This is a genomic window from Microtetraspora sp. AC03309, assembly GCF_020826795.1.
Classification (GTDB): Bacteria; Actinomycetota; Actinomycetes; order Streptosporangiales; family Streptosporangiaceae; genus Microtetraspora; species Microtetraspora glauca.
Map to the genome: position 1 here is coordinate 1 of NZ_JADDIL010000026.1, position 13,017 is coordinate 13,017.

The 13,017-nt window shown below is 69.4% G+C and carries 11 protein-coding genes and 1 pseudogene; 4 read left to right on the forward strand and 8 right to left on the reverse strand.

Annotated elements, in window-relative coordinates:
• Positions 1–159 precede the first annotated feature (159 nt).
• Positions 160–915 carry an SDR family oxidoreductase gene (locus tag IMZ11_RS17310; protein WP_228642619.1) on the reverse strand — a complete coding sequence of 252 codons (756 nt, stop codon included), beginning with the start codon at positions 913–915 and terminating at the stop codon, positions 160–162.
• Positions 916–1,061: 146 nt separating this feature from the next.
• Here IMZ11_RS17310 and IMZ11_RS17315 point away from each other — a divergent pair, with 146 nt between their 5' ends.
• Positions 1,062–1,691 carry a TetR/AcrR family transcriptional regulator gene (locus tag IMZ11_RS17315; RefSeq protein WP_228642621.1) on the forward strand — a complete coding sequence of 210 codons (630 nt, stop codon included), beginning with the start codon at positions 1,062–1,064 and terminating at the stop codon, positions 1,689–1,691.
• 210 nt (positions 1,692–1,901) lie between these two features.
• Here the strand turns inward: IMZ11_RS17315 and IMZ11_RS46715 are convergent.
• Positions 1,902–2,198, reverse strand: a pseudogene (locus IMZ11_RS46715) (nuclease-related domain-containing protein); the annotation flags it as partial.
• A 749-nt stretch (positions 2,199–2,947) separates the two neighbouring features.
• Positions 2,948–3,838 (reverse strand): PhzF family phenazine biosynthesis protein, encoded by an 891-nt coding sequence (locus IMZ11_RS17320; RefSeq protein WP_228642626.1) that lies wholly within the window; start codon positions 3,836–3,838, stop codon positions 2,948–2,950.
• Positions 3,839–4,003: 165 nt separating this feature from the next.
• Here IMZ11_RS17320 and IMZ11_RS17325 point away from each other — a divergent pair, with 165 nt between their 5' ends.
• The gene (locus IMZ11_RS17325) at positions 4,004–4,384 is read left to right on the forward strand and encodes a cell division protein SepF (RefSeq protein ID WP_061260749.1); all 381 of its coding nucleotides are present in this window, start codon (positions 4,004–4,006) and stop codon (positions 4,382–4,384) included.
• Positions 4,385–4,656: 272 nt separating this feature from the next.
• Here the strand turns inward: IMZ11_RS17325 and IMZ11_RS17330 are convergent, their stop codons facing one another.
• From IMZ11_RS17330 to IMZ11_RS17345, 4 genes are all read right to left on the reverse strand, one after another.
• On the reverse strand, positions 4,657–5,970 hold the full coding sequence (locus IMZ11_RS17330; RefSeq protein WP_228642778.1) for a hypothetical protein: 1,314 nt from the start codon (positions 5,968–5,970) through the stop codon (positions 4,657–4,659).
• 212 nt (positions 5,971–6,182) lie between these two features.
• Positions 6,183–7,904, reverse strand: a complete 1,722-nt coding sequence (gene argS / locus IMZ11_RS17335; protein ID WP_228642628.1) for an arginine--tRNA ligase — start codon at positions 7,902–7,904, stop codon at positions 6,183–6,185.
• A 53-nt stretch (positions 7,905–7,957) separates the two neighbouring features.
• Positions 7,958–9,004, reverse strand: a complete 1,047-nt coding sequence (gene plsX / locus IMZ11_RS17340; protein WP_305075886.1) for a phosphate acyltransferase PlsX — start codon at positions 9,002–9,004, stop codon at positions 7,958–7,960.
• A 74-nt stretch (positions 9,005–9,078) separates the two neighbouring features.
• Entirely contained in the window at positions 9,079–9,672 is a 594-nt protein-coding gene (locus tag IMZ11_RS17345) for a DUF1707 domain-containing protein (protein WP_228642630.1), read from the reverse strand.
• Positions 9,673–9,864: 192 nt separating this feature from the next.
• Between IMZ11_RS17345 and IMZ11_RS17350 the strand changes: the two genes are divergently transcribed.
• Positions 9,865–11,181 (forward strand): KamA family radical SAM protein, encoded by a 1,317-nt coding sequence (locus IMZ11_RS17350; protein ID WP_228642782.1) that lies wholly within the window; start codon positions 9,865–9,867, stop codon positions 11,179–11,181.
• A gap of 374 nt (positions 11,182–11,555) precedes the next feature.
• Complete coding sequence (locus IMZ11_RS17355) at positions 11,556–12,596, forward strand: hypothetical protein (RefSeq protein WP_228642632.1); 1,041 nt, start codon at positions 11,556–11,558, stop codon at positions 12,594–12,596.
• Between the two features lie 200 nt (positions 12,597–12,796).
• On the opposite strand, the gene IMZ11_RS17360 is transcribed toward IMZ11_RS17355, so the two are convergent.
• The gene (locus IMZ11_RS17360; RefSeq protein ID WP_228642634.1) at positions 12,797–12,958 is read right to left on the reverse strand and encodes a hypothetical protein; all 162 of its coding nucleotides are present in this window, start codon (positions 12,956–12,958) and stop codon (positions 12,797–12,799) included.
• Positions 12,959–13,017: the final 59 nt, after the last annotated feature.

A 13,017-nucleotide genomic window follows, 5' to 3' on the forward strand; every position in this document is an offset into this window, starting at 1 on the left:
GTCGCGGGCTTGGGGCCGGTCGTGCTCGGCCTGTCTACGCGAGCATTCGCTCCGATCGCCGTGTGAGATGTACTCTCGGCCCGACGCCGGGCCGCCGGCAGGTGCTCGTGGTCCGCGACCTGGTGCCGGCGTCCTGCGGTGACGCGGCCGCCAATCGGCCTACTGGCCGGGCCAGGTGGGGTGGATCCGCTCGACGCGGTCGCGGCGGGTGTACATGTCCCAGTAGATGTCGGCGAGGTCGTCGGGGTCGACGACGGGGAACTGCTCGCCGTTGAATGCCTGGTCGTCGGCGGGCGCGTCGGCGCGGGCGGCGGTGGCCGACTCGGCGGCGGTCTGGACTCCTTCGCTGCGGGCGATGGCGGCGGCGACCGACAGGGTGCCGGCGTAGACGCCCTTGTCGGCGAGTTCCCCGTTGAGGGAGTACAGGTAGCTGCGGGCGGCGGCCATGACGACTCCAGGGCCGCTGAGGTAGGGCACCGGGTGGGCCGCGGAGGCGCCGGTGGTCATCAGGACGGCGCCGTCGCCGCGCTCGGTCATCTCCGGCAGTACCGCGCGGAAGACCTCCACCGGGGTGAGCAGGAGCAGCGGGACGAGCCGTTCCAGATGGGCTGCCTCCAGTACGGTCGCGGCGGTGAACGTCAGGCTGGCGTTGACCGGCCCGTACTCCACGACGTCGATCCGGCCGAAGCGGGTGCGGATCGCGTCGATGAGAGCCGGGACCTGGGCGGGGTCGGCAAGGTCGGCGGGGAACGCGGCGGTCTCGATGCCGTCGGCGGCCAGCTGCTCCACGAGCGCCTCCAGTCGGTCCTTGCGGCGGGCCACCAGAGCGACGCGGAAGCCTTCGCGGCCGAAGCGATGGGCCAGCGACACGCCCAGGCCGGTACCGGCGCCGAAGATGGCGATCACTTTGGACATGGGATCTCTCCTTGCGACGATAACAACTTGACCATGGGGTCAAGTTGTTCGCCGAGGCTAGCAGTAAGTTGACCCGTGGCCCAAGTTAGTGTCGTCGGGGATGCGGCCTTAGGGTCGAACCCTCATATGAGCAGGAGGAACACCGGATGCGGGCCGACGCGCAACGAAACGCCGAAAGGCTGCGGGTGGCCGCGGCCGAGCTCTTCCGGGAACGTGGCCTGCAGGTCCCGCTGAAGGAGATCGCCCGCCATGCCGGCGTGAGCCACGGCACCCTGTACAACCTGTTCGGCAGCCGTGAGGCGCTCATCAACGCCGTCGTGGCCGACCTCGCCGTGGGTCGCCTCGACGAGGTGGCAGAGGAGGCGCTGGCCCGCGAGAACGCCTGGGACGGATTCGCCTTCTACGTCGAGAAAGTGTGCGAGCTACAGGCCACCGACCCGGCCATCAGCGACGTGGTCACCGGCCGCTACCCCGACGCCGAACGCCTGATGGACGTCTGCGGCCGCATCCAGGCTGCCGCCGCCCGCCTCATCGCCCGCGCTCAGCAGGCCGGCACCCTCCGCCCCGACTACACCGGCGAGGACCTGCTGTTCATCTTCGGCACCAACGCCCTCCTGGCCCGCGCCGCCGCCAGCACCGCCCCCGACATCTGGCGCCGAGCCGTCGCTCTCACGCTTGACGGCCTGCGCGCCGAAGCCGCACACCCCCTCCCGGCAGGACCGCTGACCCTGCAGCAGGCATACACGGTGATGGGACGCCTGGCCGCCGCCCCCTGACGCGCCCATGCCTGCAGCTGAACGGCCAGCCGCAGCCAGTTCAGTTGAGCCGGGTGCCCCGGGGCCGGGGCGCGGGCAGACGTCCAGCCGAGGGCATTGCAATGTGAAGGTTGAGGATAGGTGGGGAGGACGGGCTCGCAGGAGCGTCGCGCCGCCTGCGGTGAGTGGGCCGCCCCAGCGCGGCAGCTTGGCGCCGTGGACGGCTACGAGCGCGTGAACCGGAACCGGGCTGGCTGTGTGTGTCAGCGCAGCGGTTACGGCGCTGGGCTCGTACTGCAGGGCCCGCACGGTGGACGTGGCTGGGCGGCCGCCGATCCATAGCGCTCCGGCGTGGCCGGAGATGCGCGTACGGCGATGCCATGCCTTGCTGTCGATGACCCAGACGCCGGAGCGACCGATCACGAGGTGATCGATGTTGGCTCGACTCCCGGGGATGGCGCGGTCGTGCATGACGATGTAGCCCTCGGCCGCCAGGGGCGCGAGGACCCGCCCGGTGCGGCGTCCGCCGCTGGCGCCTTTGCGCCAGGCCGACGAGCTGCACCGCTGGTAGGTGTGGGCCCAGAAACCCCGTCGCTACGCGACCATGCCGTAGGCGGCGGGCCTGGCTCGGCCCGGGGAAGGAGAAGTCCGACTGACTCGCCCGGGAGGAGGAGTCCGGGGGATCTGGCTGTGGCCCGCCACGTCGGGCGATTGGACGCACCAGCTGGTGGGGCTGCAGCCCAGTGGATGGGTGGATTGACTCCGGGCGGGAGGCCGGGAACACCTGCATCCATCGATGATCAGTGACGGTCCGAACCAGACCAACGCCGGGCGGCGTGAGGCGGACGTCGTGTCGTGTGGCTGGAGGCGGGATACCGCCACGGAGTAGGGCTGCGGCGAAGTGTGCGGATGGCTTGGGAGCCGGCTGTGAGCCAATGGAGGCGGCCGATTGGGTGTCGAGTAGGTGTATGGCGGGAGAGGGTGGTGCGGAGGCGGGGGTTTGTGGAGGCCGGCGTAAGACCGTGCCAGCAACCACCGCGCCCGCGACGGCCGCGAGAGCGGCATCACCAGAGGCCCACTATCACGGCCGGCCGGAGCAAGCCCCCGTCGCCGTGCCTACGGACACCAACCACCGCGACTCGCCCCACAGCCGCAGGCCGCAAGGACATCAACCACCGGAACTCCCCACTACACAATGCATCTGCGTATCCAGAGCGCGGCCTCGTGGCCATGGGCGGCGAAGGTGATCCACGATGTCAGGCGACACGGCTCCAGCGCTATGCGTGGAGCTCGCCGGACCAGATGGTGACGGCCTGGCCGACGAGTTCGACGCGCTCGCCCTTGATGGTGGTGCGCATCACGCCGGACCGCGCTGACAACTGCGCGCCGACGAGGGTGTCGCGTCCCAGTTTGGCCGACCAGTACGGGGCGAGCACGCAGTGAGCAGATCCGGTCACCGGGTCCTCGGGGACGCCCACGCGGGGCGCGAAGAAGCGGGAGACGTAGTCGGGTTCCCCGAATGTCGTAAGTTCGGCGCCCTCTGAAGAGAGTCCGACCGGTGACACGTGCTCGGGTCCACCTGTTGGTACGGAGGCGGTTCCGGCCGTCGGTGTGTGCGTGGAGGCGGCGGGGGCGGTCACGATGACGGCTCGGACATCGAAGGCGGTCAGCGCGTCGATGTCAGGGGTCAGATCGCGCACCGCCTGTTCCGATTCGACCTCGGCCAGTAGATCGAACCCGCCCATTCCGGTCCACCGTACGGGAACGCCGAGGGCCTCCGCCAAACCGCTCGGCGGGGTGATTTCCGACGGGGAATGCGCCGGGAAATCCATCACTATCGAGCCGTCTTCTGACTGGCTGACAGCGAGAATTCCACTCTTCGTCGCAAATTCGATCTTGCCTTCGGCGCGACCCGTCGAATAGAGCACATGTGCCGCCGCGAGGGTGGCGTGCCCGCACAGCGCGACCTCAACGGATGGTGTGAACCAGCGTAGCGAGTACCGTCCCGAGGCGTCGGGTCCGAGTACGAACGCGGTTTCCGAGTGACGCATTTCGGCGGCGACGGACTGCATCCAAGAATCAGCGGCCGAGGCTTCCAGCAAACAGACGGCCGCCGGGTTACCCTTGAAAGGTTGGTCGGTGAACGAATCGACGGTGAAGATACGCATGTGGGTGATGCTATCGACGCCGTGAATGCGGCCTGGCGCGGGGGCGTACGCCGGACAAAATGAAATTCAGTCGGGCGTGTCGCCCGCCTGGGGCCGAATCGGTGGTTACTGTCCTTTCTATCGGGGTAGCCCAATGCGGCCGGATCTCGGGGAAAGGAAGTGCCGATGGGGGCAGTGCGCAAGGTGGCGAGCTACCTTGGTCTGGGCGCCGTTGAGCAGTATGACGAGCCCTATGGCGACGAGGAATACGAGGATGACTGGATGCCGGCGTCGGAGCGGGCGGCCAGGCGTTGGCAGCCTGCGGAGCAGCCCGCACGGATCGTGATGGTCCGTCCGCAGAAGTACGACGACGCTTTGACGGTTGGACGACACTTCCGCGAGGGGCACGCGGTGGTCATGGATGTGGTCGGCATGTCGATGGCCGAGGCCACCCGGATGGTGGATTTCGCGGCCGGCTTGGCGTACGGCTGCGAGGGGCGGATCGAGCGGATCGCCGAGAAGGTCTTCCTGCTGACTCCTGCCAACGTCGAAGTCTCCATGGTCTGACGCCGAGCCGGGCTTCCGGGCCTCTTTCTATCCGCCCGTCCCGGCTCGGCCCGTGGAACGACCCAGTAGAGCACACCGGCTCCCGGATCAGGCAGTGGCCGGAACGGCTGCGAGAAGCCCGAGCTCCGGCAGGCGTCACCACATCGAGACAGGCCTGCGGCCGGCCACAGCGGTGGCGCGGCACCTGTCCGGCACGGGGACCAGAGAGCACATCCCACGACGACGTACATGGAGAAGGCCACGGTGGTCCGGCCGTAAAAGGACGACCGCGGTCAGGCGGCGCGGGGGCCGCGCCGGAGCAGGCGGGTGAGCTCGCCGAAGTCCTCGGTGGCGGCGTCGGCGCGTTTCAGCGACTCTCTCGCGTGCTCGTGCAGCGCCCAGACCGCGCCTTCGGCGGTCTCGTTCAGCTCGGCGAGCCGCGCCTGGACGAAGTCGAGATCGGCCTGCTCCTGGACCCGGCGCTTCCACAGGAGGAAGCCACCCCAGCCGGCGACGGCGATCCCGGCGAGCGCGGCCACGAGGTGGACCGCGAAACCGGTGCCGAGCAGGACGACGCCGATGCCGATGAGAACGTACCCCAGCCAGTTTCCCCGGCGGTTCCGCACGGACTCGGTGACGACGCCGTGCTCGGCCGCGTGCATGGAATTGCGATCGGGGCCTTCGGGGCGAAGGATCGCGGGATGGCCGAGCACCGGTACGGTCACCGCCTCGGGAGGCGGTTCCTGGGCGGCGTGCAGGAGTGACTCCGCCGCCGCCTTCACCGCGGGGGCGGCGACATGGAGGGCGAGCGCCGCCAGGTGGGGTTCCGCGCCGGGCTGGACGTCCTGGAGCAGATGGCCCCGGAGCGAGCTGAGCGGCCCCTCGTGGCCTCCTTGCCCGATCAGCGTACGGAGGACGGCGATGGGCTCGGCATCGGGCCACACCGAGCCGGTCACGATCTTGGAGACCGTGGCGGGCTGCCGGGAGGAGGTGATCTCGGCGCAGCGCTCGCGCAGGCGGGTGAGCCGGTCGGCGGCCTGGGCCGGGGCGGCGATCTCGGGGATCTCGGCCAGCTGGGGAAAGTCCTTGAGCGAAGGCGGTACTACGATCGCGGGATCGTCGGGGACGAGGGCGTCCAACCAGAGCGCGTCCTCGGCGGGGACGGCGACCGCGTCGAGCTTGCGGAGCACGAAGATCTTGCCGACCGGTCCGTACGCGCCGCGAGCCGCGGCGAGCCACACCGCCCGCTGGCCGGAGGTCACCGGGTGGTCGTCGCTGAGGTCGCCGAAGGCCGTGCCGAGCCAGGAGGCGTGGATGCGGTCGCCATGGCCGGCGACGGCGAGGGCGAGGCAGAGGAACAGCGCGGTGCGGCCCTCGTCGAGGCGGGCGGCGCGGGAGAGGGGTTCCATCGCGTCTTCGCCCGCCATGGTGAGGACCAGGGCCTGGACGGCGGGGGCGAGCCAGTAGTCCGATACGTCGTCGAGACCGGGCGGCGCCACGGGCGCGCTCCCGTCGGCGGTGAGGTGGACCAGGAGCGCCTCAGCGTACCGATGCAGTTCGGTGGTGTCGGCGAGACCCGCGACGTCGGGGTTCTTGCTCAGGTCCATGCTCAACGCAGAACGCTCCCCGAGAAGGTGACGAAATGCCGCCGACTGAAGAACCGCCCCTGGCGGTGGCCACGCGCGCTGCGGGGATCGGCGGACACTCCCTGACCGGGTCAAGACTAGACCGTCGCGGCGGCATATCTGGACGAGACGCGCCGAACGGCGAGCGGGGACTTGCCCCGCCCGGAACCGGTGGCTCCAGGCGGGGAGAGCCGTCACATCCGCTCGGGCACCTCGATGCCGAGCAGGTCGAGCCCCTGGAGCAGGACCCGGAGGGTCAGCGCGGACAGCGCCAGGCGGGACTGTCGTACGGCCTCGTCCTCGGCTTTGAGGACCGGGCAGTTCTCGTAGAACGACGTGAACACCTGGGCCACGTCGAACAGGTAGTTGCACAGCCGGTGCGGCTCGGACAGTTCGGCGACGCTCTCGACGACCGCGCCGAAGCCGAGGAGTTGCAGTGCGAGAGCGCGCTCCGCGGGCTCGCCGAGGATGATCGGCCCACTCACGGTGGACGGGTCGATCGAGCCGTTGCGGAAGATCGAGCGGATCCGGGCCGTGGCGTACTGGAGGTACGGCCCGGTGTTGCCGGTCAACGCCAGCATCCGGTCGAAGTCGAAGACGTACTCGCTGTCGTGGCTGACCGACAGGTCGGCGTACTTCACCGCGCCCATGCCGACCTGGCGGGCGATCGAGCGGCGGGCGGAGGCGTCGTAGCCGCGGTCGGCGATGACGGCCTCGGCCCGGATGACCGCCTCCTCCAGCAGCTCGGTCAGCTTGACCGACTCGCCGCTGCGGGTCTTGAACATCTTGCCGTCGCTGCCCAGCACGCTGCCGATCTGGATGTGCTCGGCGCTGGCCTCGTCGGTCAGCCACCCGGCGAGGCGGGCGGAGGCGAACACCATCTGGAAGTGCAGCGACTGGGTGGCGCCCACGACGTAGAGGATGCGGTCGGCCTTGAGGTCGCGCACGCGGTACCGGATCGCGGCGAGGTCGGTCGTGGCGTAGCCGTACCCGCCGTCGCTCTTGCGGATGATCAGCGGGAGCGGCTGGTCGTCGCGCCCGGTGAAGCCGGGCGGGAAGACGCAGAGCGCGCCCTCGCTGATGACGGCGACGCCGGAGTGCTCCAGCTCGTCGCAGGCGTCGGCCAGCATCGGGTTGTACATGCTCTCGCCGGCGATGTCGTCGTCGGTGAGGGTGACGCCGAGCTGCTGGTAGACCCGGTTGAAATAACGCTGGGTGAATTCGATGAACTCGCGCCACAGGCGGAGGGTGTCGGCGTCGCCGCCCTGCAGCAACGGCACCCGGAGGCGGGCGCGCGCCTCGAAGTCGGGGTCGCTGTCGAACTTGCGGCGGGCCTCCTGGTAGAAGGCGTTGCCGTCACCGGCGGCGAGCCGCTCGAGCGACTCCTCCTCGCCGATGTCGAGCAGGTGCTCGATGAGCATGCCGAACGGCGTGCCCCAGTCGCCGAGGTGGTTCTGCCGGATGACGTGGTCGCCGAGGTGCTCGTGGGTGCGCGCCAGCGTGTCGCCCACGATCGTGGTGCGCAGATGCCCGACGTGCATCTCCTTGGCGGCGTTGGGCGCCGAGTAGTCGATCACGACGGTCTTGGGCGCGGGCTGCGGCACGCCGATCCGCTCGTCAGCCAGCAGCCGTGCGGCCTGGGTGGCGATCCAGCCGTCGCCGAGGGTCAGATTGAGGAATCCCGGGCCGCTGATCTCGACGCTGATGTCGCCGGTGTCGAGCGCGTCCACCAGGGCCTGGGCGACCTCCCGCGGCGTACGTCGGAGCCGCTTGGCCAGGCTGAGAGCGACGTTCGCCTGGTAGTCGGCGAACTGTGAGGGCCTGATCAGCGGGTCTTCGCCTGAGTACTCCTGGCCGAAGGCGGTGCCCAGCGCCTGCTGGACCCGCTCGGCGAGCACGAGTTGCGGGTCGGTCATGTGCTCAAGTTTATCGACGGCCGTCCATCCGTTTTCCAGCTCGGAAACGCGCGTCACCAGAGCCGATGCGATCTCGGGATGGAGGCGATCCGCTCACCGATGCGGGTGACGATCTCCCCGGCGGCCAGGCGCGCGGCGAGTTCGCACGCCGCGGCCACGCCGCCGGCCCTGGACGAGCCGTGTGCGATGACGACGGTCCCGTTCAGGCCGAGCAGTACGGCACCGCCGTGGGCCTCGGGGTCGAGCCGGCGGTAGAGCTCGCGTAGCCGGGGGCGCTGGAGCATGCCGCCGAACCGCGCCACCGCGCTCTCCTCGATCGTCTCCCTGAACTGTCCGAAGGCGTACTTGATGCTGCCTTCGAGGGTCTTGAGCGCGACGTTCCCGGTGAAGCCGTCGGCGACGACGACGTCGACCCGGCCGGTGAGCAGGTCGTGCCCCTCGATGTTTCCGTCGAAGTCGATCCCGGGCGTGCCGGAGAGCAGTTCGTGTGCACGTTTGATGAGCTTGTTGCCCTTCTCGGCCTCGGACCCGATCGTGAGCAGCCCGACCCGAGGCCGGGGAAGATCGAGCGCGATCTGGGCGAAGGCCACGCCGAGGTGCGCGAACTGGACCAGCATCTCGGGCTTGGCGTCGGCGTTGGCGCCCGCGTCGAGGAGCACGGTGGGCGTCGGCCGGGTCGGGAGGGTGACCGCGATGGCGGGCCGGCCGACGCCGTGCTGTCCGCGCAGCCGGAGTTTTCCGGTCGCCACCACTCCGGCGGTGGACCCGGCGGAGACGACGGCGGACGCGTCTCCGCGCCGCAGGAGGTGGCAGGCGACGGCGATACTGGAGCGGGGGCGGCGCAGGCTGGCGAGCGCGCCCTCGTCCATGGCGAGCGCCTCCTCGGCGCGCACGATGGGGATCTCCGCGGTGGCGTCGTACGCGGCGAGCGCCTCGTAGAGCAGCCGCGGCTGGCCCACGAGGACCACGGGGATCCCGCGTTCCCTGACCGCCTGGACGGCTCCCGCCACGATCTCGCCGGGAGCGTTGTCCCCTCCCATGGCGTCGAGGGCGACCGGCAGCGCCCCGACTGGGCCCGGGTCGGGCGCAACGCGGTCCAATCGGTTCACCTCACGAGTCTGCCACCTGCGCGGATCGTTGGCGTGAGCGTAGACCGTACGTGCGAGCGGGACGGTCAGCCGTGCCAGGGAGAGTGCACGTCGGTGGCGACCCGCGACAGGATGATCTTTCCGAAGCGGGCCTTTCCCGTCACCCTGATGAGCGGCCCGTCCCCTTCCTGGCCGCCGGAGACGTGGCGCTTGGAGAACAGGGCGCTGCCCTCGTCCATGATCCTGGCGTTCTCGGGCACGCGAACGATCATCTTGCCGCAGAACGAGTTGAGTTCGAGCGTGATCTCCCGGCCGGGCAGCACCGCGTCGCGCAGGTCGATGATCAGCGCGCCGAAGACCGAGCGGAGCTCGGTGTGGCGGCCGGCCACCCAGCGCCCGCTGCGGATGACCTTGCTGAAGACGGCGGTCACTTCTTGCCGCTCGGCCCTCAGCGCCGCCGTAGCGGTGGTGCCGGGGAGGTCGGGGAGGTCGTGGGTGAGGGGGACGAGGTCGCCAAGCGTCACGGCGGTGTAGGCGGCGGACAGCCGGTCCGCATGCTCCGCGGAGGTGAGACGGCCGGTGGCCAGGCCCTCACCGAGGACGGCCGCGACCCTGTCCCGGTCGGCGTCCGAGGCACGCTGGCCTGCGTCTCCATCGCCATATGGGGTCAAGGAAGTCACAAGCCGACGATACTCCCTTTCGCGATATGTCGCGAGATCTGATGACATACGGCAGAACCTCACAAGGAAGTTTCCTGCCTGTGGAACCTGCCGTGGAGGCGGTGACTCGGGTTATATGGGAACCTCAGACGCGCGACGGGGGTAGTTGGTTTACACAGTTCCCAAAACCTACCGAGAAAGGAAGGCCGAGTGATCGTTAGCGAAAGCAAGCGAGGCTTCCGGGCCTACACCACCAAACATCTCGACGAGCTTCTCGGCCGCGGCGGCCTCGATGAGGCGGCCCGGTTGCGGGTCCGCGCCGTGGCGACGGTCCTGCCGTTCCGCACGAACGCCTACGTCGTCGACGAGCTGATCGACTGGTCGGCCGTCCCCGACGACCCGATCTACCGGCTCGTCTTCCCGCAGGAGGACATGCTGCCCGAGGCCGACGTTTCACGGCTGGCAGGCCTACTGCGCGACGGCGCGCCGGCGACGCGGGTTCAGGAGGCGGCCCGCGAGATCCGGATGCGGCTCAACCCGCATCCGGCCGGGCAACTCGAACTCAACGTGCCCCGTGTGGGTGGCGAACCCGTTCCGGGGTTGCAGCACAAGTACCCCGAGACCGTGCTGTTCTTCCCGAAGCAGGGCCAGACCTGCCACGCGTACTGCACCTACTGCTTCCGCTGGGCCCAGTTCATCGGTGAGCCCGACCTCAAGATGGCGTCCGACGACATCGGGAACCTCGTCGAGTACGTCAAGTCCCATCCCGAGGTGACGAGCATCCTCTTCACCGGCGGCGACCCGATGATCATGAGTGAGGCGGTCCTCCGCCGGTACGTCGATCCGCTGCTCGGGCTGGAGCAGATCGAGTCGATCCGCATCGGCACCAAGTCCCTGGCGTACTGGCCGGACAGGTTCGTCGGAGATCCCGACGCCGACGCGACGCTCAAGCTCTTCGCCGAGGTGGTCGAGTCGGGCAAGAGCCTCGCTTTCATGGCGCACTTCTCGCACCCGCGCGAACTCGAACCCGACATCGTCCAGACGGCGGTCGGGCGGATCCTGGAGAGCGGGGCGACGATCAGGACACAGGCACCGCTCATCCGCTCCATCAACGACAGTCCCGGCGTCTGGTCCCACATGTGGCGGCGGCAGACGGCCATGGGCATGATCCCTTATTACATGTTCGTCGAGCGCGACACCGGTCCACAGGACTACTTCGCGGTCAAGCTCGCGGACGCTCACCGGATCTTCCGTGACGCGTACGCGCAGGTGTCCGGGCTGTGCCGGACCGTCAGAGGGCCGTCCATGTCGGCCACCCCCGGAAAGGTCTGCGTCGACGGCGTCGCGGAGGTCGCCGGAAAGCGCGTCTTCGTCCTCCATTTCATCCAGGCGCGGGATCCCGAACTGGTCGGGCGTCCCTTCTTCGCCCACTACGACCCGCAAGCGGTCTGGCTCACCGATCTGAGACCGGCGTTCGGGGACCGTTTCCCCTTCGAGTTCTCCGGCGCTCCCAGCCGGCTCAGCGCCTGACGCACAGGCGGAATCACCCCCTCCGCCGTCCGTCGCCGGCCTCCGTATCCGTCTGAATTCTCAAGCGATCGGAAAATCTGTTCGCCCGGCCTGGGAGGCATGTTTACCGAGCCTTTTTCCCAGGCCGGGGATCGCTTCGCCGGATATCCCGATGAAAAGGGATTCTTGGGGATGACTGGAAGGTGATCGCTAGGCCTTAGATTTCCGGAAATTCCGGTCCTCTGCCCTGGCTGAGGTGCGGACGAGCGCGGCAGCCCACCCTTCGAGAAGGGTGATAGAAATGCCGTCCGTAGCTGAGTCCTGGTCGGCGACGTACGCCGACGCACGGGGGGTAATTCCCGCTCTCGTGAAAAGGGATATGAACCGGGGGAATTATGAATCGAATCATTAAGGCTGCCGCGGTCCTCATCACCGCCGGTATCGCGGGCATGTCCGCCGTGCCGGCCCAGGCCTCGGCCGCCGACACGGGCACCGACGCGCAGCTCGCGGCCGTCACGAGGGTGCTCGCCGACGTCCGCGCCGACGTGGTCGCCGGTGCGACCGGCTCCCTGCAGGGCCAGCTCGCCGCCGTGGCGAACCTGGCGGCTCACGCGGACGCGAGCGTCAACGCGGTGGTCGCGGCGCAGCTCGTCGCGACGGCCAACGTCGCGCTCGGCGCGGTCGTCGACGTCAAGGCCGCGACCGAGGCTCAGCTCGTGGCCGCCGCCAACCTGACCGCCGACGTCACCGCCGCCCTCACCGCGAACGTGAACGCGAACGTTCAAGCCCAGCTCACCGCCGCCGCGAACCTCACCGCGAGCGTCGCCGCCACCCTCACCGCCAACGTGAACGCCGCGGCCGTCGCCACGGTGAACGCGAACGCCGTCGTCGCGGCCCAGCTCGCCGTCGCGGCCAGCGCCGCCGCCAACGCGGCCGCCACCCTGACCGCCTTCGTCGACGCGCACTTGGGCGCCGGCGTGGCCGTCCTCGCCGGCATCCGGATCCCCGTCGTCGTCCTGGTGGGCAACGTCCGCGCCCTGGCCAACGCCTCGGCCGCGCTCACCGCCAACGTGAACGCCGCCATCAACGTCGGTCTCGTGGCGAACCTCAGCGCCCTGCTCAACGTCAACGTCGGCGTCAACGCGCTGGCCGGCGTCAGGGTTCTGGTGCCCGGCGTGCTCACCACCGGCCTCAACACGGTGAAGTCGACCTCGTCGGTCACCACCACCCGTTCCAACGGCTGGGTGAGGACGGTGAACACGACCGTCGTTCCGTGGAACACCGTGACCGTGGTCAAGAACACCAGCACCAGCAGCACGAGCACCACCGGCACCACTGGGACCACCACCACCGGCACGACCACCACCGGTACGCCGACCACGACCACCACCACGACCACCACGCCGGGCACGACCTACCCCGCGCGCACCAAGTGAGCGGTGATCGGGTGCCGCCCCGGGTGCGGTCGCCGCACTCGGAGCACTCGGAACACTGAAAGAACATGAGAGAACCGGCCGACACCCTCCAGGTGCTGGCCGGTTCTCTCATGTCGTCAGCGTGGCGCCCGGGCGAGGCCGGGGCCGCCAGGTCGTGGAACCACGCGCGCGGGACGCGCTCCCCCGCGCCTGGCGCCGGATCAGTTGAACGAGCCGCGCAGGCAGGTGCGCCGCCCGATCTCCGCCTGCAGCCGGGCCATCTGCCAGTGCAGATCGATCAGCTGCTCGGCGATCAAACTCAACGGAAGCTCCGAGGGATCTTCGGCGGCCAAATGGTCGATCGCCGTCGCCAGGTCACCCATCCCGCCCTCCGGTGTCCAGGTCGAATCTACGTTCGAATCATAGTGGAACACCGGCACGG